17 protein-coding genes, 2 tRNA genes, 2 pseudogenes and 1 riboswitch are annotated in these 24190 nt (G+C 65.9%); of the genes and pseudogenes, 14 read left to right on the forward strand and 7 right to left on the reverse strand.

The features are described from left to right. The first annotated feature begins 16 nt into the window (after positions 1–16). From G332_RS0109570 to G332_RS0109610, 9 genes and pseudogenes are all read left to right on the forward strand, one after another. On the forward strand, positions 17–1831 hold the full coding sequence (locus tag G332_RS0109570; RefSeq protein ID WP_019626777.1) for a TonB-dependent receptor domain-containing protein: 1815 nt from the start codon (positions 17–19) through the stop codon (positions 1829–1831). Positions 1832–1834: 3 nt separating this feature from the next. Beyond that, positions 1835–2389 carry a cob(I)yrinic acid a,c-diamide adenosyltransferase gene (locus tag G332_RS0109575; protein WP_019626778.1) on the forward strand — a complete coding sequence of 185 codons (555 nt, stop codon included), beginning with the start codon at positions 1835–1837 and terminating at the stop codon, positions 2387–2389. Between the two features lie 111 nt (positions 2390–2500). Then, positions 2501–7102 carry a cobaltochelatase subunit CobN gene (locus G332_RS0109580; RefSeq protein ID WP_019626779.1) on the forward strand — a complete coding sequence of 1534 codons (4602 nt, stop codon included), beginning with the start codon at positions 2501–2503 and terminating at the stop codon, positions 7100–7102. A 104-nt stretch (positions 7103–7206) separates the two neighbouring features. Beyond that, complete coding sequence (locus G332_RS0109585) at positions 7207–7650, forward strand: MotA/TolQ/ExbB proton channel family protein (RefSeq protein ID WP_019626780.1); 444 nt, start codon at positions 7207–7209, stop codon at positions 7648–7650. Further along, the gene (locus G332_RS0109590) at positions 7647–7937 is read left to right on the forward strand and encodes a DUF2149 domain-containing protein (RefSeq protein ID WP_019626781.1); all 291 of its coding nucleotides are present in this window, start codon (positions 7647–7649) and stop codon (positions 7935–7937) included. Before G332_RS0109585 ends, G332_RS0109590 begins: the two co-directional genes overlap by 4 nt. A 52-nt stretch (positions 7938–7989) precedes the next feature. Continuing rightward, positions 7990–8862, forward strand: coding sequence for a hypothetical protein (locus G332_RS0109595; RefSeq protein ID WP_019626782.1), 873 nt, complete (start codon positions 7990–7992; stop codon positions 8860–8862). A 57-nt stretch (positions 8863–8919) separates the two neighbouring features. After that, positions 8920–9534, forward strand: a complete 615-nt coding sequence (cobO, locus tag G332_RS0109600; protein ID WP_019626783.1) for a cob(I)yrinic acid a,c-diamide adenosyltransferase — start codon at positions 8920–8922, stop codon at positions 9532–9534. 78 nt (positions 9535–9612) lie between these two features. Further along, positions 9613–10201 (forward strand): annotated as a pseudogene (locus G332_RS12850) (Uma2 family endonuclease). 58 nt (positions 10202–10259) lie between these two features. After that, positions 10260–11561, forward strand: coding sequence for a cobyrinate a,c-diamide synthase (locus tag G332_RS0109610; protein ID WP_019626784.1), 1302 nt, complete (start codon positions 10260–10262; stop codon positions 11559–11561). Positions 11562–11651: 90 nt separating this feature from the next. Here the strand turns inward: G332_RS0109610 and G332_RS0109615 are convergent, their stop codons facing one another. Then, entirely contained in the window at positions 11652–12212 is a 561-nt protein-coding gene (locus G332_RS0109615; RefSeq protein ID WP_019626785.1) for a cytochrome c, read from the reverse strand. A 21-nt stretch (positions 12213–12233) separates the two neighbouring features. Next, positions 12234–13349: a porin gene (locus tag G332_RS0109620; RefSeq protein WP_019626786.1), complete on the reverse strand. Its 1116-nt coding sequence runs from the start codon at positions 13347–13349 to the stop codon at positions 12234–12236. A gap of 127 nt (positions 13350–13476) precedes the next feature. Next, positions 13477–13711, reverse strand: a riboswitch (cobalamin riboswitch). Positions 13712–13915: 204 nt separating this feature from the next. On the opposite strand from G332_RS0109620, the pseudogene G332_RS0109625 reads away from it, so the two are divergent. Then, positions 13916–14203: pseudogene (locus G332_RS0109625) on the forward strand (cytochrome-c peroxidase); the annotation flags it as partial. A 68-nt stretch (positions 14204–14271) separates the two neighbouring features. On the opposite strand, the gene G332_RS0109630 reads toward G332_RS0109625, so the two are convergent. Then, complete coding sequence (locus G332_RS0109630) at positions 14272–14715, reverse strand: DUF4399 domain-containing protein (protein ID WP_019626788.1); 444 nt, start codon at positions 14713–14715, stop codon at positions 14272–14274. A gap of 139 nt (positions 14716–14854) precedes the next feature. On the opposite strand from G332_RS0109630, the gene gltX reads away from it, so the two are divergent. The 4 genes from gltX (at position 14855) to G332_RS0109650 (ending at position 16724) form a co-directional block, all read left to right on the forward strand. Continuing rightward, a complete protein-coding gene (gene gltX, locus G332_RS0109635) occupies positions 14855–16261 on the forward strand; it encodes a glutamate--tRNA ligase (RefSeq protein WP_019626789.1) in 1407 nt (468 codons plus the stop codon). A 42-nt stretch (positions 16262–16303) separates the two neighbouring features. Next, positions 16304–16379 (forward strand) — tRNA-Ala (locus G332_RS0109640). A gap of 24 nt (positions 16380–16403) precedes the next feature. Next, a complete protein-coding gene (locus G332_RS0109645) occupies positions 16404–16628 on the forward strand; it encodes a hypothetical protein (RefSeq protein ID WP_026340760.1) in 225 nt (74 codons plus the stop codon). Between the two features lie 20 nt (positions 16629–16648). Further along, positions 16649–16724 (forward strand) — tRNA-Glu (locus tag G332_RS0109650). A gap of 109 nt (positions 16725–16833) precedes the next feature. On the opposite strand, the gene G332_RS12855 is transcribed toward G332_RS0109650, so the two are convergent. From G332_RS12855 to G332_RS0109670, 4 genes are all read right to left on the reverse strand, one after another. After that, positions 16834–17865, reverse strand: coding sequence for a porin (locus G332_RS12855; RefSeq protein ID WP_019626791.1), 1032 nt, complete (start codon positions 17863–17865; stop codon positions 16834–16836). 216 nt (positions 17866–18081) lie between these two features. Further along, positions 18082–19029, reverse strand: coding sequence for an extracellular solute-binding protein (locus G332_RS0109660; protein WP_019626792.1), 948 nt, complete (start codon positions 19027–19029; stop codon positions 18082–18084). A 98-nt stretch (positions 19030–19127) separates the two neighbouring features. After that, positions 19128–20210, reverse strand: a complete 1083-nt coding sequence (locus G332_RS0109665) for an ABC transporter ATP-binding protein (protein ID WP_026340762.1) — start codon at positions 20208–20210, stop codon at positions 19128–19130. Between the two features lie 124 nt (positions 20211–20334). Further along, on the reverse strand, positions 20335–24147 hold the full coding sequence (locus G332_RS0109670) for an AAA family ATPase (RefSeq protein ID WP_026340763.1): 3813 nt from the start codon (positions 24145–24147) through the stop codon (positions 20335–20337). Positions 24148–24190: the final 43 nt, after the last annotated feature.

Here is a 24190-nt window from a genome sequence, read left to right on the forward strand (position 1 = left end):
GGGAGACACGGACGACATGAAACGCACAGCACTTTCCACGGCCATCCTGCTGGCCACCAGTCCCGCTCTGGCGGATACGCCGGATACCAACGACGCGCAAGCCCTGGAAACCGTCCAGGTCACCGCCTCTCGCATCGCGCAGACCGTCGACGAGACGCTCGCTTCGGTGACCATCATCGACCGCGAAGAGATCGAGCGCCTGCAGCCCCAGCAGTTCACCGATCTGCTGGAGGGTCGAGCGGGTATCGAAACCGCACAGAACAGCGCCTTCGGCAAGACCACTTCGGTGTTCACCCGCGGCACCAGTTCCGATCACACCTTGTTGCTGATCGACGGCGTGCGCATGGGATCGGCCACCAGTGGCGGGGCAAGCTGGCAATTCCTGCCACCCGAAGAGATCGAACGCGTCGAGATCGTCCGCGGGCCACGTACCAGTATCTACGGCTCCGATGCCATTGGCGGTGTCGTTCAGGTCTTTACCCGGGAAGGGCGCAAGGGCCCGCCAAAGGTCAATGCCTTCGTCGGAGGTGGGAGTTTTAATACCCGGGAAGCCGGGGTCGGTGTGGCCGGCGGTACTGAAAGTACCGACTACAGTCTCTCGCTCAGCCACTTTGCGACCGACGGTATCAATGTGCAGGATGCTGTCGGCGACGATGACCGGGACGGCTACGACAACACCTCGCTGGCGAGCAGGGTTGCGCACCGCCTGGATAACGGCGTCGAATTCTTCGGAAACATCCTGTATTCGGAAGGTACAACGGCGTTCGACAGCGGCTCGGCCTTTTCGCCAGATGAATCCGATTTCGTGCATGCGGCACTCCGTGGCGGCGTGCGCATCCCCGTCACGCAACGCTGGGACACCGAGCTGGCCCTGGGGCACAGCCGCGACGAATCGGATAATTTTCTTGAGGGTGAATTCTTTTCCCGGTTCGATACCCGTCGCGATATGGTCGACTGGCGCAACGATATCGAAATTGCGGATGACGTTTATGTAATTGCCGGCATCGACGCGTACGAGGACCGGGTAGAAAGTACAACCGACTACGATGAGGACGCTCGATACAACGTCGGTGCGTACTCCGTGCTGAGTGTGGATCTCGGGCGGCATCACCTGGAAGGCAGCCTGCGCTACGACGACAACGAACAGTTCGGCGACAAGACCACCGGTCAGCTGGCCTGGGGTTTACAGCTGAATGATCCGCTGCGGCTGCGTGCGTCCGTCGGTACCGCCTTCAAGGCGCCCACGTTCAACGACCTTTATTTCCCCGGTTTCGGGAACCCCGATCTTGAGCCGGAGACCTCGCGCACCCTGGAGCTCGGTGCGCGTTATAGCACCGGTCCGTACTATGCCGATGTTGCCATTTTCCAGACCGATCTCGACCAGATGATCACCTTTGATCCCGTGGAATTTCGAGCCGAAAACCTGGACGAGGCCCGGATTCGTGGTATTGAGCTTGAGGGGGGGTACGCAACGACCCGCTGGGTCTCCCGCGCCTCGCTGACATTGCTGGATGCCGAAGATCGCGAAACCGGCAACGAGCTCCAGCGCCGTGCACCCGTGACGGCTCGTGTGGATCTCGATCGCCAGTTTCAGCGTTTCTCCGTGGGTGGCTCGGTCATCGCGAAGAGCCGTTCGTTTAACGACCCCGGCAATGCCGATCGTCTCTCGGGTTACGGTCTGCTGAACCTGCGTGCGAGCTATCAGATTGCGCCGGAATGGCAGATTCAGGCGACGGTCAATAACGTATTCGACAAGGACTACGAAACGGCACTCGGCTACAACCAGCCGGGCCGGGCCGCGTTCGTGAAGCTGCGTTACCAGCAGAGGTGATCCATGGGTAATCGACTGTCGAAGATTGCGACCCGTACGGGTGACGAAGGCCGGACTGGGCTGGGCGATGGCTCGCGGGTGGACAAGGACAGCCACCGCGTCGAGGCGTTTGGTGACGTGGACGAGTTGAACAGTGTCGTGGGCCGGGTACTGGTCCACGACCTGCCCGAAGAGGTCCGTCGCTCGCTGGCGCTGGTGCAGCACGAGCTGTTTGATCTCGGAGCGGAACTGGCCGTGCCGGGGCATCAGGCCCTCCCGGAGGCTTCTGTGGAACGTCTGGACGTGGAGCTGGAGTCCTTCAACGATGATCTGCCCGCCCTGAAGGAGTTCATCCTTCCGGGCGGGGGTCCCGCTACGGCCGACTGTCACATTGCGCGTACCGTCTGCCGGCGTGCGGAACGGCGTCTGGTGGCACTCAATCACCACGAGGCATTGCGTCCGGCGTCGCTGGCCTATATCAACCGGTTGTCGGATCTCCTGTTCGTGCTTTGCCGCGTGCTGGCTCGCCACGAAAACGGTGCCGAGGTCCTCTGGCAACCGGCCAACCAGCGCGGCTGACGGGCCTTCTTGGGGGCGCCGCAGTGGCGGCGTCCCATTCCCATTGCAACGGTCGAGGCGTGTCGAGTACACGCCTGGCGCCCTATTGCACCTGTTTATCGGGAAGTTTCCATGCGTTTTCGTTGCACGATCCTGAGCGTTTTCGCGCTTTTTCTTTTCGCAATGGCCCCGGCGCATGCGGGTCCGCTCGTGGTGGGGGTGGTCTCCGATCGCTCGGCGGCGGAGGTGGCCGCTGGCGCGCATCGTTTCCTCGAGGCCCATCCGCAGGCGGAGGTGATCCTGCGGACGCCGGAGCAGCTCACGGACAAGTCGGATGAGGCGGTATCGGCACTGTGGCGCGAGGCCGACGCGGTGCTGGTGGCCGCGGTATTCGGGGATCAGGCCGCGCGCCTCGACCGTCTGTTGCGGGAGAGCCCGCCGCCCGAGGCGGCCCCGATTCTGGCGATCAACAGCGTGCGTCACCTGACGGCCCTGTCGCGGATCGGCGGCGAGGCCGTACTCGTGGGTCTCGATGACGAGAAGCGCACCGAACTGGCGGCCAATCCCGACCCGGGTAAAGACCCGCGCGTGCACCTGGCCCAACAGCGGGAGCGTTTCCCCGAGCAGGCGGACTGGCTGACGGGGCGCGCGTTTTACCAGGGGCGCACGCCAGAGAATATGGAGGGGCTGATGCGCTGGCTGGCCGCGCGCGGCGGGCACGAGATCGACGTGCCGGAGCCGGACCCGCGCGAGACCATCCGCTATTACCGGCATGGGGACTCCAGTCCCGACCCGGACGATCTCGAGCTGGACGACGGGCCTGCCGTGGCGTTGCTGGATCTGGATACCGGCGACCGTCCAGGCGATCGGGAGCTGCTGGATGCGGCCTGCGAGGCCCTGGGGGCACGGGATATCCAGTGCTTCGCGGTGCTGGCGCGCTGGGGCGGGGCCAGCCGCGAGGCGGTCGAGACGCCGGCCGAGGCGGCCGGCCCGGCGGATCTGGCGGGGATCGTCAGCCTGCAGGACTTCGTGGTCGGTGGGGGCGGTAATCGCGAGGCGGTGGCCGAGGCCTTCGGCGAGCTGGATGTCCCGGTGATCAAGGGGATCCGCCTGGCGGATGTGAGCGCGACCCAGTGGCGGCTCTCGCACGAGGGCATTCCCTGGGACAAGGTCCACTATCACGTGGCGATGCCGGAGTTGCAGGGCGCCAGCCAGCCGCTGGTGCTCGCGACCGCGGGCGAGCCCGAACAGGATGCACGCACCGGCGTGCGTCTGACCCTGAGCGAGCCGGTGGGCGAGCGGGTGGAGGCCCTGGCCGACCGGGTGGCGCGCTGGCAGAGGCTGCGCCGCCTCGACAACGCGGACAAGCGCGTGGCGGTGGTCTACTACAACCATCCGCCGGGTCGCCAGAACATCGGTGCGGACAAGCTGGATGTCCCCGAGTCGCTGCTGGAGATCCTGCAGCGACTCGAAGCCGCCGGATACGACCTGGGCGACGAGGTGCCGGAGGATACCGAGGGCCTGATGGACATGATCCAGGACCGCGCCGTGAACCTGCCAGAACAGGCGGATGCGCTGGATGCGATCGCCGGCCGGGTTGCCTCGCTGGATCGCGACCAGTATCAGGCGTATTTCGATAGCCTGCCGGAGTCGGTCCGGGCCGAACTGGTCGACGGCCCGATCGGCTATCTGCAGACACGCCTGGAGGCCGCCAGGGAGGCGGACAAGCACGAACTGGCGGCAGGCGCGCTGGAGGCCGGCGTCGGCGACCTGCGCCACATGCTGGAGAGTTATCCGCACGCTGCCCAGGAACGGGCCCTGGACCTGCTCGCCCAGTACCGGGCCGCCTGGGAGGCCACGTTGTCCGGTAATGACGCGCTCGCGACGACCGAGCAACTGCGCCGCGCCCTGGTCCGTACGGGCATCCCCGGCCTGACCGGCTGGGGCGACCCGCCGGGAGAGGCGATGACCCGATACGGCGAGATGCTGTTCCCGGGGATCGAGTTCGGCAATGTATTCATCGGTCCGCAGCCGCCGCGCGGCTGGGAGGTCAGCGAGCGCCTGCTGCACGCGAATACCACGTTCCCGCCGACCCACCAGTATGTCGGCTTCTACCAATGGATCCGCGATCACTTCGAGGCGGATGCGCTGGTCTACGTGGGGCGTCATTCGACCCGCGAATTCCTGCCGCGCCGGCGTGCGGGCCTGGCCCCGGACGACTACCCGGAAATCCTTGGTGATGATCTGCCGATCATCTATCCCTACATCGTCGATGGCGTGGGTGAGGGCATCCAGGCCAAGCGCCGCGCCATGGGCGTGATGATCAGCCACCTGACCCCGCCGCTGGCGGCCACCGAGCTGTACGACAGCCTGCTGGAGCTGCGTCAGCTGGTGGAGACCTACGAGGCCGCAGCCCAGCCGGATGCGGCGACGCGCTCGCGGGCCGTCCAGACCCTGCGCGAGCGTATCGAGGACCTTGGCCTGACCGAGACCATCGAGCGTGAACTGGCGCGGGGCCATCACCACGATCACGGGCATCACCACGACGATCACCGCGATGGGCATCACGAGGGGCATCACGACGAATCCGACTCCGGGCATGGCGAAGGGCATGCGGATGAACACGGCGACGAACATCGCCACGCGGACCATCACCGCGAACACGGGGATGAAGCCCACGAACATGCCAACGAACACGGTCATCATGAGGCTCATGCGGGGCATGGCGATGATGATCACGGGCATTCGGGCGATCATCACGACCACCATGGCCATGATCACAGTCACGGGGATACCCCGCTGGCGGAGATGGACGAGGAGTTGCTGGTCCACGAGATCGGGCATTACCTGACCGACATGCAGGAAGACCAGATGCCGCTGGGGCTGCATGTGTTCGGGCGCGACTGGAGCGACGAGGCCGTGGACACGATGCTCGAGTCGATGGCGGGTGACGCCGCGGTCGGCGACGGCTGGGACGCCAGGCTGCGTGGATCCCCGGCCAGCGAGCGCGCGCATCTGCTGGCGGCGCTGGAAGGCCGTTTCGTGCCGCCAGGGCAGGGCAACGATCCGATCCGCACGCCGGAGGTATTGCCGACCGGGCGCAACTTCCACGCGCTGGCGGCGGATCTCGTGCCCACGCGTATCGCTTGGGGGATCGGTCAGGAGCTGGCCGTGGATGCCCGCGAACACGGCGATCCCGAGGCGGATGGCAGCGAGGCGATCATCCTCTGGGCATCGGATACCGTGCGCGACGAGGGTGTGATGATCGCCTTCGGCATGGACATGCTGGGCATTCGTCCGGCCTGGAACAGTCGCGGGATCGTCCAGGGTCTGGAGCGCATGGACCTCGACGAGGCCAAGCGCGACCGCCGTCGCGATGCGCTGTTTACTACCTCCGGTCTGTTTCGCGACCTCTACGAGGATCAGCTGGTGTGGCTGGATCGTGCCGCCCGCCTCGCGCTGGACGGATCGTCCGAGACCATTCTTGCCGAGTACCCCGAGCTGGAAGAGGCACTGGAAGCGGCGTTGGCCCCGCTGGGGCAGGACCTGCGCGATCCGGGCGCCGAGCCGCTGGCGCGCAACGACGTGGCCGCGCAATGGGTGGAGGACACCCAGGCCCTGCGCGCCGCAGGCCTCGATGGCCTCGAGGCGGGTCAGCAGGCCGCGCTGCGGGTGTTCGGTACCGCCCCCGGGGCCTATGGGGCCGGGGTCAATCGTCTGGCGGACCGTTCCGGCGCCTGGGAGGACCGTGCCGAACTGGGCGCGGCCTATATGCGCCGGATGGGCCACGCCTACGGGGCGGACGAATCCGGCGGCTCCGCGCACGAGGCCTTCGAGGCCCGGCTGGGCCAGGTCGGGCGCACCTACCTCGGGCGCGCCTCGCACCTCTACGGTCTGCTGGACAACGACGACGGTTTTGACTTCCAGGGCGGGCTCTCGACCGCGGTCGAGAGCATCCGTGGTGAGGTGCCGGACAACCGCGTGCTGCAGCACGCCGATCCGGAAAACCCGCAGGTGGAGACACTGGGCCGCGCGCTGATGCGCGAGCTGCAGGGGCAGAACCTGAACCCGCAGTGGATCGGGCCGCTGATGGATCACGGTTATGCCGGGGCCCGCACCATGGCCCGCGACTTCGTCGACAACCTGTGGGGCTGGCAGGCCACCAATCCCGAGATCATCCGCTCCTGGGTCTGGGACGAGGTACATGACGTGTACCTGCAGGACCGGCACGGACTGGGCGTGGACGAATTCCTCGCCGACGGCCACAACGTACATGTGAAGACCCACCTGCAGGCCGTGCATCTGGTGGCCGCCAGTCGCGGGTTCTGGGAGGCCGATCCGGAGGTACTGGAGGCCCTGTCCGAACGCTTTGCCGTACTGGTGGCGGAACACGGCCTGCCGGGCAGTGGGCACACGCGCCCCGACCACCCGATGCTGGACGAGGTGGCCGAGCGCCTGGAGGACCCCGAACTGCGCGAGGCCTTCGAGGCCGTGCGCGCGTCCGCGCAGATCGATCGGGCGGAGCCCGAACCCGACCCCAGTCGTGTCACCGAGATCCAGCCGCTGGAAGACCCGGCGGCGCAAGAGACGCCGGAGATCCCCGAACCGGCCGAGGCCGACGGCGGGCAGGAGGCTGGCGACGAGGCGGCGGGCATGCGCTGGCTCCCGTGGCTGGTTGCTGGCGTGCTGTTCCTGCTGCTGCTTGGCGGTATCGCCACGGGTCGGAGGCGATAACGCTCGCCGGATATGTCTGCTGTAGGAGCCTGCAAGCAGGCTCCTGCGGGGTCGGGTTCATGAATGAATGAATGAATGAATGAAGGGTAACGAGGTAAACGCGAATGCCGTTCTCGATCACGATGGAACTGATGGACACCGTAGTGCGCTGGCTGCTGGAGCCGGTGATCATCGGTCTGCTGGTGCTGGTCGCGGTCGCCGTGTGGGAGCTTGGGCTCGCACTGGGCGAACGCTCCGGGGGGGTGCGGCGACTGGAGGCCACCGGTGACGCCGAGCGCCTGGCCTGTCGTGCACGGCGCCGCATTGACCGCGCGGATCTGCTGGCACGCATCGGCCCGATGCTCGGGCTGATGGGGACGCTGATCCCGCTGGGTCCAGGGCTGGCCGCGATGGGCCGGGGCGAACTGGAAATCCTCGCCCAGGCCGTTACGGTGGCGTTCAACACCACGGTGCTGGGGCTGCTGGTCGGCATCCTCGGCTTCCTGCTCGGGCGACTGCGGCGGCGCTGGTACGACGCCGCGATGGAGCGCCTGGATGCGGCGGCATGAGGGTCCCGCACTACCGCGCCAGCCGCTTCGATGCCCCCGACGAAGAGCCGATGGGCCCGTTGGCCAATCTGGCCGACATCATGCTGGTGTTCGCCGTCGGTCTGATGGTGGTGATGGCCGCCTCGGGCAGCGGCCTTGAGCCGGCCAGTGGCGGCGCCGAGGTCCAACCCGGGCGCGAGATCCCGGAACCGCCCGAGGGTGCCGGCGAGGCCGGCTCCGGTTACGAGTCCATGGGGCAGGTGTACCGCGACCCGGACACCGGTCGCATGATCCTGATCGGCGAGTGAATGCGGTTGCGTACCGTGTTGGCCCGCGGGCAGTAAACAAGGGGAGTTTCGGATGATCACTCAGGTCTGCCGATGCACGCGCGCTTTCGGTTGCAGCTTGCCCTGGGCCCCGGGGACCGGGTTTCTGGGCCTTGTCCTGACCGCGGGGTTGGTGTTTCCGGTAACGGCGACAGCGGGTGAGTGCCCGCGGATCGTCAGCCAGTCACCGTACATTACGCACTCGCTGGAGTACCTGGGCCTGACCGCCTGCATCGTGGGGGCGAGCCGCTACGACGATCTCGACGTGGAGGATACGGGCGGCATTCTGGACCCGGACGCGCAGGCGATCGGCCGCGTCGAACCGGATCTGGCGTTTACCTCGAGCTGGGTCGAGCGCGATGACTGGGCCGATACCGTGCCGGCCGGGACCCGGGCCATCGTGCTGGGCGGCTTCGAAGGGATGGATGCCGTGCGCGAAAATCTCGAACGCATTGCGGATGCGGCGGGCCTGGACGACGGTGCCGTGCGCGCCGCCGGATTCGACGATGCGTGGAAGGAGGCGGCCGATGCCGTGGGGGCCTCCGGCGAGCGTGCGGTCCTGATGTCCTCGTGCAGCGCGCAAGCTTACGTGTACGGCCCGAAGACCTGGCTGCATGATGCCTTCACCCGCGCGGGATTCGACGTCGTTGCGAACCAGCCAGGTGTGCATCACCTGAGGCTGTCGGAGGACACCGACGAACTGGCCGATCTCATCAACCAGTATGACGCTGACGTGGTGTTCACCTTCTCCGGGGCCGAGGCGCGCAGCTGCCGAGCGGTGGTCGCATCGAGCCCGGTGAGGGTGGTGAATCTGGCAAGCGGGTATTTCTCGCACCCGGCGCCGGTGATCCTGGATGGACTGGCCGAGCTTCAAACGCGGCACACCGAGTGGGCGGCGTCCCAGTAGCTTGTCCGGCCACACCCGCACCGCGTTTTTTCATTACGAACTGCAGGAGAGAACGACATGACCAACGATACCGACGCAGCCAAGGCCGAACGCCACGCCCGGCGCATGGCGCGCAAGAAGGAAGTGGTGGACCGCAAGATCGCCGAGGCCCAGGACGAAAAGGGTGTGTTCCTGATCCTGACCGGCAACGGCAAGGGCAAGAGTTCTTCCGGATTCGGCATGGTGGCCCGCGCCCTGGGTCACGGCATGCAGGTGGGCATCGTGCAGTTCATCAAGGGCCAGTTCGCGACCGGCGAGGAGGCGTTTTTTCGCGCGCAGGATCGTGTGCAGTACCACGTGATGGGCGAGGGCTACACCTGGGAGACCCAGGACCGCGAGAAGGACGTGGCGGCGGCTCGCGAGGCCTGGGCGCATGCCCGCGACATGCTGCGCGACCCGAATGTTGACCTGGTGCTGCTCGACGAGCTGCATATCGCCCTGAAATACCAGTACCTGGATGTGGCCGAGGTGCTGGAAGACCTGGCGAACCGCCCACCCATGCAGCACGTGATAACGACCGGCCGCGCCGCGCCGAAGGCCCTGATCGAGGCGGCCGACACCGTAAGCGAGATCGGCGTGGTCAAGCACGCCTTTCAGGCCGGCATCAAGGCGCAGAAGGGGATCGAGCTGTGAGTGCCCGGGCGCTGCGGTTGGCCTCCGGGCTGCGCTATGATCGGGAAAGTGACGCGACCGCGAACCGGAGGCACCCGCATGGCCAATCCCCAATCCGCGCGCATGGATGCCGAGGCCTTCCTGGCGTGGGAGACCGAGCAGCCGGGGAAACACCAGTTTGTGGCCGGCGAGGTCTTCGCGATGGGCGGTGCCTCAGACCGGCATGTGACCATCGCCGGGAATGTATTTTCAGCGCTGCGCGAACACCTGCGCGGGGGGGGGCTGTCGCACCTTTATCGCCGCCATGAAGCTGCGGGTGGAGGCGGCCGATGCCTTCTTCTATCCCGACGTGATGGTGACCTGCGATTCCGCCGACCGCGGGCGCGAGCAGTACAAGGAGGCGCCGGTGCTGGTGGTGGAGGTGCTGTCGCCGTCGACCGAGGCCTTCGATCGGGGCGCGAAATTTGCCGCGTATCGTGCGCTGGACTCGCTGCAGGAGTATCTGCTGATCGACCCGGCAAGCGGCGCGGTGGAACTCTACCGGCGCGATCCGGAGAACCACTGGGTGCTGTACAGCCACGCTCCGCTGGATACCGTCGACTTGCGCAGCGTCGGAGTGATGCTGGAGGGCGGACGTATCTTCGAAGACGCGCCTCCAGGCGGCCCTTCGCCCGCGGACGGGGACTGAAGGCGGCAGAACCGCTCGCGAGCGGACCGACACGACGCCGTTCGGCGGTGGGTGCGGAATGAGCGCTCCGGCGACCTGCCCCGCGGCGTTCGTGGCGGCCCCGGCCTCGGGTCAGGGCAAGACCACGATCACCGCCGCCATCGCCCGCTACCACCGCAATCAGGGTTTGCGCGTCCGCGTGTTCAAGACCGGCCCCGACTTCCTCGACCCGATGATCCTGGAACAGGCCTCCGGGCATCCGGTGGACCCGCTGCACCTTTGGATGGTGGGGGAGGCCGCGTGCAAGGCGAAGCTGTACGAGGCCGCACAGGAGGCCGACCTGATCCTCGTCGAGGGGTCGATGGGTCTGTTCGATGGCGATCCTTCCGGCGCGGATCTGGCCGTGCGTTTTGGCCTTCCTGTATTGGCGCTGATTGATGCCGGAGGGATGGCCCAGACCTTCGGGGCGGTCGTTCACGGACTGGCGACCTACCGCTCTGACGTCTCGCTCACGGGCGTGATTGCCAATCGAACGGGTAGTGCTCGCCACGGGCAGATGCTGGCCGAGAGTATGCCGGAGGGCGTGCATTTCTACGGTGCCGTGCCCCGCAACGAGGGGCTCAGCGTGCCGGATCGCCACCTCGGTCTGGTGCAGGCCGGCGAGATCGAGGATCTCGATGCACGTTTGCAAGCGGCCGCCGAGGCGATTGCCGAGGCCGGAGTCACGGAACTCCCGGCACCGGTCACCTTCGAGCCCGAGCCAATGCCGGAGGTCACGCGCGGTCTGGAAGGCGTTCGCATCGCGATCGCGCGGGATGCCGCGTTTGCGTTTACCTATCCCGGCAATGTGGATCTGCTGCGCGCGATGGGTGCCCGGCTGGAGTTCTTCTCTCCGGTGGCCGGTGACCGGCTGCCGGAAGTCGATGCCGTGTGGTTGCCCGGCGGGTACCCGGAACTGCATCTGGACGCCCTGGCGGCCAATGTCGGGCTCAAGCGGGATCTTGCCGAGCATCATGCGGCGGGGCGGCCGTTGCTCGCCGAATGTGGCGGGTTCCTCTATCTGCTGGATGAATTGACCCATCGCGATGGGCATCCGGCATCCATGGCCGGTCTGATTTCAGGTCATGCCCGCCTGGAGCCCAAACTCCAGGGGCTGGGCCTCCAGAGTGCCCCACTGCCCGAAGGCGAGCTGCGTGGCCACACCTTCCACCATACCCATGCCGAGGTGCACTGGGAGCCGATTGCACACTGTCGCCGAGCACGCGACGGCGGAACCGCGTCCGAGGCCGTGTACCGTGAAGGGCGCCTGACGGCCGGATATTTGCACGCCTACTTCCCGTCCAATATTCGGGCCACTCTGGCCTTGTTTCGCCCGAACTGAGCCGCGTAAGGGAAATCCCGGGGAAGTGGTTTTCTATTGTTCCCCGGGATTGATTGAGGAGCCGCCCCAGGGTCGAGGCAGCCAGTTCTCTCAGCGACGGCGATAGTTGTCGTGGCAGGCGAGGCACTGGTGGCGTACGCCGTTCAGGACCTCGGTGGCGCGTAGCTGAAAGCCCTCGTCCTCCAGGTCGTCGGCCGCGTCGACTTTTCGTTGCAGCTCGGCCGTGGCCTCGCGGAATGCCGCCTTGTATGCGGAGAACTCCGGGTCTTCCCAGGCCTTGGGGAGCGCCCCCGGTTCGCCTTCGCGAGCCGGTGTCTCCTGTGCGAACCCGGTTTCGATGTCGTCGCCCCTGCGCGCCAGTTCGCGGGCAAGGTCGGGCAGTTGCCCTGCGAATGGTGCGCCATAACGCAGGATCTGCTCGATGCTGCGGTAGGTGGCCGATGTGCCCTGCATGCTCTGCTGACGGAAGCGCTGGAAGGCCTCGGTCGCATCCACTTCGGCCGGATCGTCCAGGGTCTCGTCATAGTCGCCCCAGGGGCCCGGCATTGTGACAGTGACCTCCGCGGTGGCCGGGCTGCCGGTGGCAGCCAGCAACAGGATCGCAAAGAGGGTGGTTCTCAACGGGTGATGGATCGGTTGCATCCGGTTCATGTCGATTCTCCCGGTCATTTCTCAGAAGCGGAACTGGTGCTGCAGATGCAGCTCCCAATCCGAGGTATCGGTGTCGCGGTCCAGCCACATCAGCTGGGTCTTGTGCCGCTGGCCACGGTGATACCAGTTGAGGCCGGCACCCCATTCACGCTGCCAGCGCTCGTCAGTGCCAAGATCGTCGCCTGCGTCGTGGCGCAATACGGCGTGGCGTGCGGCGAACTCCAGTCCCTCCATTGGCAGCGACTGCGCCAGTTCCAGTTCGGCCCCCAGGTCGTGGTAGCTCGCGGTCCGGTCTGGCGAGACGTCGCGCCGGAATGCGGCCAGCGAGAGCGAGGTGTGACCGAACTTGATCACGGCATCGGCCGTGGTGGTCAACCAGTCGGCGCGCTGATTGGCCACGTTGTCTTGGAGGCCGCGGCTCCAGTCGCGCAGGTGGTTGCGGTTGGCGGTCTGTACGCCGGCGCCCAGTGCGACGGTGCGCTCCACGGCCTGGCCTAACGTGGTGTTGTCGCGCGGGACCGCGCCGACCGGGGCCCACGCGCCGCGCGCGCTGAACAGGTGGCCGGATGTGGAGGGGCGATCGTCGCGCTGATCCAGACGCCCGCGACCGTCGAACACGCCGATGGCCCATGCCCTGTCGTCGCCGGCGCCGCCCAGCAGGGCGATACCGGTGTCGCGGCCGGCCGGAACCTCGAACGGGTTGCCGGCGATGCTCAGTTCGGTGAACAGGCGGTTGGGGCCGCCGATATCCCGCGACAGGCCAAAGGGGACCGTAAACTGGCCAGCCCGCAGGCCCAGGTGTTCACCCATTGCGTACTGCAACCAGATGTCGCGCATGGACACCTCGCCGCTGCTGAAGTCCGGTTGCAGGCGGAAACTCAGATCGGGGTGGAACAAAGTGCCCGAGGTGTCCAGCCAGGCGCGACGGAAGTCGAATTCGCTGCTGGAGCCATCCGGGTCTCGTTCGTAGCTGTAGCGGCCCTGGATCAGCGGATCCAGGGTGACGTGCAGGCCGTCTTCCGCGTCGCCAAACTCGAAACCGGCATGTGCCGGCGCGATGCCCGTGGCTGTCATCAGGCACAGGGTGGCCAGGACCGGAACGGCGTGTTGCCCCGGTCGGAGATGGGTATGGTTCATTGTCGGGTTGCTCCCTTGGACGCGCGACCCCGCACGCCGTGGATGAAACGACGCCGGGGACTGGACAGGGAGCAGGGAGGCCGGGCGATGCGGGCACGCCGGTCTGGCCCGCTCGGCCGCCCACCGCGGCGTCGGGTGTTCTCCAGGCCGGTCTCCGGACTCGCGGAGGAGATGCGCGATGCATCCAGGGTGGATCGCGTTCCCGCGGGCATCCCGGGGATGCGCCGCAGTGGCATTGGATCCGCCCGTCTCCGCCTACCGTTACGGGGGCAGTGCCGGCATTGCGAATGTCGATTCGCGCACCGGCTTCCCGATTATCCCCGGCGACTGAACGCCGGGGCACCTGGAGAGGGGCGAACCGTAGTGGAGGGAAATGAGGGGGGCAAGTTTGTCGGAATCCGGGGAAACGGTGCAGCGGGCGTACATTCGGGTTCCCCTGGAGGCCGCTGATTGATCCAGACCATCTCCCGGCCGGATTTTGATCGCGACCCGGTTCCCGCGTCTGCAGGGTGGGTTTCAGGTGGTTTGGACCGAGTCTGGTTCGGTCCGTGCCGATATCCATTCCTCCGAAGGATCGCTGGCGGGTCGGAGACGAGGGCGCGATGACCGAACAGCAGATGCGCGGGATGAAGCTGTTTGCCGACATTGGCTGTGTCGCCTGTCGGGCGGGCCCGGCGCTGACCTACCCCTACATGAACAACGGCGAGACCGCCACGCTGGACGAAGCGATCCGCATCATGGGGGAAGAGATGCCAGGGCAGGACTTCACGGACGATGAGGTTGCGGATATCGAAGCCTTCATGCAGGCCCTGCCGGGTGAGATGCCGCAGTTCGAGATCCCGGCGCTGCCGTAAGCAGCCGCATCCGGAGTCGACCAGACCCAGCCCCCTCCGTCTGTGGAGTGGGCTTTTTCGTGGGGCCCCTATTCGACCGTGATCGTGATTTTCTCGGAAACGACGGGCGGGTCGAAGCTGATGTGGCGGTAGTCCATGAACAGCAACTGCAGGGTGTATTCGCCGGGTTCCAGTTCCAGCTCGCCCTCGGTCTGCCCGCCGCCGAAATGACGCTTGTGGTCGGAGAACGGCAGGGAGGCATCCAGGTCCACTGCGTCGAGCGGCTTGTTCACCAGCAGGTGATGATGGCCGGTGTTATCCATCTCCACCCCGGCCGGGGCGACACCCATGCCGCGCAGTCCCATCCGGACCCGTACGGGGCTTTCGAGTGTTTCGCCATCCTGCGGACTGATGAAATAGGCCTTCGCGCCATCCGGAGGTGCAGTGCGATCGGTGGCCGTGGCGTTCCCGGCGAGCAGGAGGCCCCCGGTCAGCGCGAGCAGCGTAACGCAGCGAGTGAAGGCGGTCTTCATGATGACTCCTTGAGCCCGCATGCGGGCAGTGGCTGTGCCTATGCCGAGTATAGTCAGCCGTGCACGCGGCAGTACGGTGGCGTTCTGCTACCCTATGCGCCTTCGTTTTCCACCTCCCGATCGACGACGAGTAGCCCGCATGAGTTTTCGTACCCGCTTTGCCCCCAGTCCGACCGGCTATCTGCATATTGGCGGTGCCCGCACCGCGCTGTTCTCGTGGCTTTATGCCCGTCACCATGGCGGCGAGTTCGTGCTGCGGATCGAGGACACCGATCTGGAGCGCAGCACCGCGGAGTCGGTGAACGCGATCCTCGAGGGCATGAACTGGCTGGGGCTGACCTACGATCATGGGCCGTTTTATCAGACGGAGCGTTTTGATCGGTACAAGGAAGTGATCGACCAGCTGATGGCCGCAGGCCATGCCTATCGCTGCTACTGCACCAGGGAAGAGCTGGACGCGATGCGCGAGGAGCAGAAGGCGCGCAAGGAGAAGCCGCGTTACGACGGTCGCTGCCGAGCGCGCACCGAGCCGCGCGAGGGCGTGGACCCGGTGATCCGTTTTCGGACGCCGGACGAGGGCGTGACCGTTGTGGACGATATGGTGCGCGGCAAGGTCGCCTTTCAGAACAGTGAACTGGACGACCTGATCATCGCCCGTTCCGATGGCTCGCCGACCTACAACCTCACGGTGGTGGTCGACGACATGGACATGGGGATTACCCACGTGGTCCGCGGCGACGACCATCTGAACAACACCCCGCGCCAGATCAACATCCTGAAGGCGCTGGGCGTGGAGCCGCCGCGCTACGGCCACCTGCCGATGATCATGGGCCCGGATGGCGCCAAGCTGTCCAAGCGCCACGGCGCGGTCTCGGTGATGCAGTACCGCGACGAGGGCTACCTGCCGGAGGCGCTGTTGAACTACCTGGTGCGCCTGGGCTGGGCGCATGGCGACCAGGAGATCTTCTCGGTGGACGAACTGGTGCGCCTGTTCGACATCCAGGATGTGAACCAGTCCGCCTCCGCGATCAACCCGGACAAGCTCCTGTGGCTCAACCAGCACTACATCAAGACCCTGGACCCGGACCACGTGGCGCTGGAGTTCGGCTGGCACCTGGGTCAGCTGGGCATCGACCCAACCAGTGGCCCGGCGATGCGCGACGTGGTGATCGCCCAGCGCGAACGGGCGCGTACCCTGCGCGAGATGGCCGAGAACAGCGTGTACTTTTATCGCGAGTTCGAGGACTACGACGAGAAGGCCGCACGCAAGCAGCTCACCGCCGAGGCCCTCCCGGTGCTGCAGACGTTGCATGACGGTTTCAGCGCGCTGGGCGCCTGGGAGAAGGAACCGCTGCACGAGGTGGTGGTGCACACCGGCGAGCGTCTGGAGCTCAAGCTGGGCAAGGTCGCGCAGCCGCTGCGTGTGGCGTTGACCGGGGGGACGGTATCGCCCCCCATCGATGATACGCTGGTGCTGATGGGTCGCGAACGCGCCCTGGCCCGTATCGAGCGGGCATTGCAGAAAATTTCTGCGGAGGTGGGTTGACACATTTCGGGGGTCTGGCTACAGTACGCGCTCGCCTGACACGGGGCCATAGCTCAGCTGGGAGAGCGCCTGCATGGCATGCAGGAGGTCGGCGGTTCGATCCCGCCTGGCTCCACCAACCAGGGGAAGTGTGAGAGCATCAATGCATCGTTTTGGGGTCTTATTGATCTACATTGGATTGGTGCTTTCGATAGCTGGACTCATCGGCGGATTCGGACTGATGTTTACCGGGGAACAGACCTGGTCCAAGTTCCTGATCGCCATGGTTCCAACCGGGTTTGTGCTGGTTTTTACCGGTATGGTGACAACGATCCTGCATCGTGCACCGGGTAGCGAAGCCAACCAGCCGAAAGGCCCACCGGAATAGCAACAAGACGTTGCCTCTACGTCCCCATCGTCTAGAGGCCTAGGACACCGCCCTTTCACGGCGGCGACCGGGGTTCGAATCCCCGTGGGGACGCCATATCAAATAAAAAGCCCGAACCTCATGGTTCGGGCTTTTTTGTATGCAAACGTTCGCTTGAAACCCTCGAGTTGACGAGCACGTCCATGTGCTCGCCTGGCGTTCGAAACTAGAATTCGAACTGTGCTCGGGCAGCCAGCACGTGGTTGCCGTTCGCCACGCCACCGCGGCCCTCATAGTCGAAGTACATGTAGTTCAGCTTGAACACCATGTCCTGGTTCGGATACCAGTTCAGACCGAGGGTGTAGTGGTCCATCTTGTTGCCGCGCCCGACGCGTGTGTGCTCCATCGAGTCGGCATGGGCATAACGTGCTGCGATTTCCCAGCTAGGGAGTGCTCCTTGCCATTGATCGGCCACGCTGGTCACCAGCATGGCGAAGTAGGGGAGCAGCGTGGACAGGAAAAACAGGCCGCCGAACCAGGTCAGTGCCAGCAACCGAGCGCTCCAGCCCAGCTGGAACTGATGGGGTGTTTCCGGCTCGTAGCGTCCGCCGCCCATGAAGTTCGCCAGCAGGCGCGATCCGTACAGCGCGATCAGGGCGACCAGGCACAGCAGGGAGGACAGGGCCGTCGCCAGCGCCAGGTCGAGAGGCCAGCTGGTGACCAGATAGAAGATCTCCGCTGGCAGCAACGGGAGATTGGCGCGTGTACCCAGCACCGCCGGTACACCGAAGTTCGACAACGCCTCCAGAAACACCAGCAGGCCGGAGTTGAACAGCGCCGGCAGCATCAGCGGGATGATGATGGCGCGCAGGGTCTGGCCCCAGCTGGCGCCCAGCTGGATCGCGGCGATTTCCAGCCGTCGCGGGATGGATGCCAGCGCGGCCTCGGTGGCCAGTGCGACGTAGCCGAAGGAGGCCAGCGCCATGACCACGGTCACGCCCCAGAATGAAAAGAACCAGGCACGCAGCCCCTCGGGCATTGGGCCCAGCAGCTGGTCGAAGAACCCGCCGTCCTGCATCACCAGGATGTAGGAAAGCGCCGCGATGTAGGGCGGGGTCATGATCGGGACCAGCAGCGAGAGCCGGGCCCAGAGCTTCCCGGGCAGGTTGGTGTGTGCAAGCAGGTAGCCGCAGGGCACACCGAAGATCCAGCTGACGACCGTCGTTGCGGCCGCCCATGCGAAGGAATTCCACAGCATGGCCCCGATGCCCTCGGTTTCGCCGATACGGCGATAGGCATCGAGAAAACCGTCGAAGCGCCCCCCCCAGGATTTCCGGGAAGATGCTGGTCAGGAACAGCAGAACCAGGGGGTAGCCGGCACCGATCAGCAGCAGGATCCCGACCAGCAGCACGGGGAGTCGGGTGCTGGCCCAGGACAGGATAAACGGCCGCACGGCTGGGCGGGTGGCGGCCATCATGGCTGCCGGTTCCGCGGGGAGCGCGGGATCCGCGCGCGTTCGACCTCGAGCTGAAACTGCCGCAGCAGACGATTCTGGGCGGCCAGTGCCTTGCTCCGGTTCAACTCGAGGACCGGGGGCACGCCAGTGTACGCCGCCTGGCGTGTGGGGTTGACATCCACACCATCGCGAGCGGGGATCAGGTGATGCTCGGCGACCGCCTGCTGCGCAGGTTCGGAGAAGTAGAAGTCGACAAAGGCTTCGGCCCGATCGGGTGCGCGCGTCTCTTCGAGAATCACGATCGGGCGCCGAACCATGGCCGCGCCGCTTGCCGGGTAGCGCATCTCGAGGTCGGCGTTGCGTTCCTGCTGGCGCAGGACGAGGTAGTCCACCACACCCAGAATCGCATCGTAGGCGCCAGTCGCCAGGCCTCCGATGGCCTGGCTGTTGGCAGCGGCGAAATCGAGGCCGTGGGAGCGGGCTTCGATGAACTCCGGCCACAGCGCCTCACCGCGAACCTGGGCGAAATTGACCAGAAAGTCGCCGGTCGCTCCAGAGCGGGAGGGTGACAGCATCACCGCGCGCTCTGCGTAGGGGGGATGCATCAGATCGGACCAGTCGATCTCCGCGGCCTCTGCCACGGCGCGATCCGCGCGGACGGCGATACCCACGAGGGCGGCGGCGGTCGCGTGGAAATAGCCGTCCGGGTCGTGCCAGTCGTCGGGGGTGCGTGCGATTTCGGCCGGACGGTAGGGGCGCAGGCGCCCGTCGCGCTTCAGTGCCTCGGCGGCAAGTTCCGAGGCGAACACCACCACATCCGCGCGGTTGCGGTAGCGCTCCGCCTCCAGCTTGGCCATGACCTGTCCGGTCGTTGCCGCAAACAGTTCGATCTCCACGCCTTGTCGGGTCTCGAACTCTCGAACGATATGTTCGATCAGCGGGCGCGGACCCGCGGAGTAGACCACTAGGGTGTTGTCATCAGAAGCAGATCCGGAGCACCCGCTGATCAGAGCTGTGAGTGTGATCGCGACCGCGGGAAGCCAAAGGGTCCACCGCATGGTCATCATCCACGGACGACATGAGCGCGTTGCAAGTCCAGTCGGATGCCGACTTTCTCGCCACAGGAAAATCCGGAGCGGTGAAAGGCCCGCAGGCTGACGCCGCGCTCCAGATCCAACAGGATCTCGTGGCGGTCACCGAGGAAACGCGAGTGGCGGACGGCTCCCGGCAGGATGCCGTTGGGAGTCTTGTTGGCTGCTGTTGCCTCGCCGGGACACAGGTCGATATCTTCGCGCCGAACTACCAAGTGTCCGCTGGCTGGGAGGCCGTTGGTGGCGGCCATTCGGAGAGTGTCCTCAAGAACGATCTCGTCGCCTTGGCGCTGGAATGCCAGGACATTTGCGCTGCCGATGAACTCGGCGACGAAGCGACTGCTCGGGGTCTGGTAGATCGCCTCGGGAGTGCTGTTTTGCGCGATGCGGCCGTCCGACATCAGCGCAATCCGGTCACCGAGTGCGAACGCCTCGCCCTGATCATGAGTTACATACAGTACGGTCTGTCCGGTATCGCGGATGAGCATTGCGATCTCGGACTTCAGCTCCTCCTTGAGACGGGCATCCAGCGCCGAGAGGGGTTCGTCCATCAGCAATAGGCGCGGTTGGACTACCAGTGCGCGTGCGATCGCCACCCGCTGTTGTTGGCCTCCAGAAAGTGTCCCGATTGGCCGCTCGGCGAATTCCTCCATCTGAAGTCGCTCGAGGGTTCCCATTACCTGTTTGTGTCGTTCGGATGGATCGACACCACGCAGCTTCAATCCGAACTCCACGTTCTGTGAGACGTTCATGTGTGGCCAAAGAGAGTGGTGCTGAAACACCATCGCCAGACCGCGCTGCTGCATTGGCCGATGCATGCCTCGGGTCGGGTCATCAACGAGTTGACCGGCGATGGAGAGCGATCCAGCGTCGGCCTGGAGGGATCCAGCGACGAGATTGAGAAGGGTGGTCTTGCCGCAACCGGAGGGCCCAAGCAGTACCTGGCACTCCCCTGGTTGAACCGTTAGATCGATGGAGTCGAGGGCGGTTTTCGCCCCAAAGGTTTTCTTCAGCTGCCGACACTCAAGCAGCGGGGAACCGTTGGGCGTTTGCATGGCACGGCCTCGGAGCAAAAGCGAAGGCCTAGCTTAGGGCAGTACCGTTACGACCAATTTTCGCCTTTGTTGCGCGGCAGTGAAGCTTTTGTTTCGGGGCGCTGGGATGTTGAAAGAGTGCGTTTCAGGCCAGGCGTGGGTCGTGCTGACGCGGTTCGTCGGGGTGCGGGCGCGGGATGATGCAGTGGTTGACACGCTGAAGTTCGCGCTCGGCCCAGGACCGAATCCGGGCATCGGTGGCGAGGCGTCCGTAGTCGAGCAGGGCCTGACGTTCGATGTTCGGGTTGCCTTGCTGATGGGCGATATCGCGGGCGCGTTCCAGCTCCTGCCAGCCTGCGTCCATGCACTCATCGCCTGCTGCGAACAGCGCGGTCGCGCGCAGACGGCGAAGTGCTGGTTCAAAACATGCATCACCGTACTGTTTGCAGCCCGCAAGAGCCGCGTCGGCCAGTTCCAGGCGTCGGGTCGGGTCGGTGTCGCAGGCCTGCAGGGCGTCCAGTAGCAGCAACTGGAAGAGGGTGCTCACCCCGTCCATGATCTGCCGTATCGCCTCGATCTGTTCCTCAATGACGGGGATGGGATCGGATTGCCCCAACCGCGCCAGGGCCCAGCTCTCGAGGGTGATGCCGGCGGCACGCCATAGCGGATAGTCGTACTCGCGGGCGAGCGCCAGTGCCCGACGCGCGGCGGGCAGGGCGCCCTCGGCGTCGCCAGCGTAGAAGGCCAGGACCGCCTGGAAGCTGTTCATGAACGCCTCGGTGGGGCGGTGGCCGAGGTGGTGGGCCTGTTCGCATGCGACCTCGATTTCTTCCCAGGCGCGGGCATGGTTGCCCATGTGGAGCAGGGTCCAGGCGCGGAAACCGCGGGCGCTGATGGCCGGGTTCTCGGTATGTCGTGCGACCAGCGTTGCGTGGTCCTCGTCGCGATACAGCTCGATGGCCCGTGTCTGGTGTTCCATGGCCTCGGCGAACTGGCCGGTCCAGAAGTGGGTGTTGCCCTGGACGTAATGGGCGGCAATGCGCAGCAGGCGGTCGCTGGAGTGCTCCGCCAGGCGTTCCATCTCGTCGGCCAGGCGGTGTGCCTCGGTGAATCCGTGCCAGGAGCCGGCGCCGTGCCACAAGCCCCACAGAACCCGGAAGTACTGGACGGGGTCTTGCTCCGGAGCCGTCAGGCGCATTGCGCATTCGAAGATGTTGTTCACGGTGCGCGATCCATAGCCGAGCAGAGCCAGGTTGGATGCACCAAGGCCGCCCAGGGCGCGCAGGGTGTTGTGCTCGTATTCGGACGGGTCCGTTTCGGTCCGGTGTGCGTCCGGAAACCGTTCGAGGCAGGTGAGGGCGTCCTCGAAGTATTGCGAGGCCTCCGGCAGGGTGCCGCGGGCAAAGGCCGCTTCACCCGCCTGCAGCCAGGCATGGGTCGCCTCCGGGTAGCGTGCTGCGTGGTAGAGGTGGTATGCGATCTGCCCCCAGTCGGGCGTCTGTATGCCGTTCTCGCCGTCTTCCTGCAAGAGGTCGGCCAGCTGACCGTGGAGCCGGGTGCGTTCAGTGAGCAGCATGGATTCGTAGGCCGCCTGACGGAACAGCACGTGGCGGAAGCGATAGCGCACGCCGTCGACCATGCCGGCTGGCTCGATGAAGCCCTTTCCGGTCAGACGCGTGAGCTGGCGCCGGATGGTGTCGGCCGGTTGCCCGCGCAGGCGGCTGAGGGTGCGGGTGTCGAAATCGCGGCCAATGACGGCCGCCGAGTGGGCCAGTTCGCGCGCGCTTCCGAGTTGCTCCAGACGCGCGACCAGCAGATTCGAGAGGCCGGGTGGCAGGCTCTCGGGAGACGACCCGGTGTGCGCGGCGTCCAGGGCATAGCGCGTGAGTTCCTCCAGAAATAGCGGAACGCCCTCTCCGTGTGCGACCAGCTGCTGGCGCAGGTGGGCGGAGAGCCGGTGATGGGGGTCGAGCTGGTCCACCAGGCGATGGGCGGCGTCGGCGTCGAGACCATGCAGGCGGAGATGTTCGATGGTCAGGTCACGCCAGGAGGAGCGATAACTCATGCGTGCGGTCAGTACAGCCAGCAGCGGTTGCCGGTGCAGCCGCTGGTAAAGCCGGCGCAGTAACTCGGCGGTTCCCGAGTCCATCCAGTGGAGGTCGTCGCAGATCAGCAGCGTGGGGCCATGAGCCGAGCGGCGGCGGACGAGTTCGACCAGGGTGTCGATGATGCGGTCGCGGTCCAGCCCTGTCCGCGCAAGATTCTCCGGCCCTTCGGTATCGGGGTGAGTCAGCCAGAGGGTGAGCCGTGCGGCCGCGTCAGCGGCCAGGCCTGTTTGCACCAGGGCGTGCTGGAGATGTCGTTGCCGTGCCTCACGCAAGCGGTCCTGACCGATCCAGGCGGCAAAGGCCTGACGCACCGGGGCGAGCAGCTGACGCGAACGGTCTTCGCGACATTTCAGCAGATAGCGAGAACGGGCCTGGCCGCGGACCTGGAGATCGAGGCTTCGGGCCAGGCGGCTCTTGCCCAGACCGGCCTCGCCCTGAATCAGGACGAAGCGGACGGCCCCGGTCGTGAGTACCTGATCCCAGTGCGCGCGCAGGCGTTCCCGCTCGGGACAACGCCCCGTGAGGGGCGTCATGCCGTGTTGGGTTTGCGCGTCCACGCGGTCCAGCGGTCCGGGATCGGCGGTAACCCGGTAGACGCCGTTGTCCTCGGGGCTGAAGCCGAAGTAACCACCGATGCGAGCGTAGGTGGGCGCACTGACGCGCAGGCTGCCGGGGTCGCCGCGTTGAGCGCAGTCCAGAGCCCGGGCCGTCAGCTGTCCGGCGGGGTCCGGCCAGTCGGGATCGGTGCCGGTCACGATGAGGTCCGTATCGACCGCGAGACGTAACTGACATTCCCCGGGTGCGGTGGTGAGTGCCTGCCAGGCGGCGTGCACGGCGTCCACCGTGGCCTCTTCGCGACCGGTCGGGTAACCGAAGTAGGCCAGCAGGCCATGCCCGGGCGAGGGCACCACGTGGCCATGGTGACTGAGGAGCACGAAATCGACGTGTTCCAGGCTCCGGGTGACCTGTTGCTGCTGGATCTCGCAATCGGCAGTCGGGTCGGGCTGTACATGGCAGGCCACCACGGTGACGCGACGGCGCTCGGGGCGCAGGGCAGGGGGTTCGGCGGCGTCCGCCCCGGTATGTTGCTGGCTGGCCTCCGCGCGTTCTGCGCCCAGGATCTCTTCGCGGGTTCGGGCCAGCAACTCGCCGGGACTTTTGCCGGCTTTGGCCTCCAGGTGGGCGTAATGTTCCAGCGCGCGCTTGGTGTGGCCGAGATGGGCCAGCGCCTTCATCAGCAGGTGGTGCAGGGTCTCGTCGTCTGGCGCCATCACCAGCAGGCGATGCAGCTCGGCCAGCAGTGGTTCGCCCTCGTTCGGTTTGGCCAGTGCGGCCAGATGCTGGCTGATGAAGACCAGCAGGTTCTGCCAGTGGTGATCCCGTTGTGACTGGGCCCAGGCCGCCAGCTCCGGCAGGTCCTGCAAGGCCCTCAGACCTTCGAGGAAGTGGCCGCGATAGCCGGAGACAATGGCCAGGTCGGGCGGCGGCGCGCTGGTTTCGCGGCCTTCGGTCGTGCGCCGTTCGGCACGCGACCGGTGCAGGATCAGGAAGTCGATCCGGGATTCCGGTTGTGGCTGGAAGCGGACATAGCGAGGCGTGGTGTCCAGCAGGGGGGGCTCGCTGGCGGGGAGCTGACGGCGCAGCTGAAACAGGCCCTGACGCAGGTTGACCCGGGCGCTGTCGGCATCGAGCTCCGGCCAGAACAGTCGCGCCAGTTCTTCGCGCGGGATGCGGCGGGGGCTTTCGGCGGCAACGTAGGTGAGAAGCAGACCAAGCTTGGTACAGGAAAGGGCGGGTACGTCGCGTTCGCCAATGCGCACCCCCACGGTGCCGAAGGTGGTGATCTCCATCTGCACCAACGGGTGTTCATTCTTGCCGTCTCGGCCCTTGTTC

It is taken from the genome of Thioalkalivibrio sp. ALJT (assembly GCF_000381825.1).
In the GTDB taxonomy this organism is placed as follows: Bacteria; Pseudomonadota; Gammaproteobacteria; order Ectothiorhodospirales; family Ectothiorhodospiraceae; genus Thioalkalivibrio.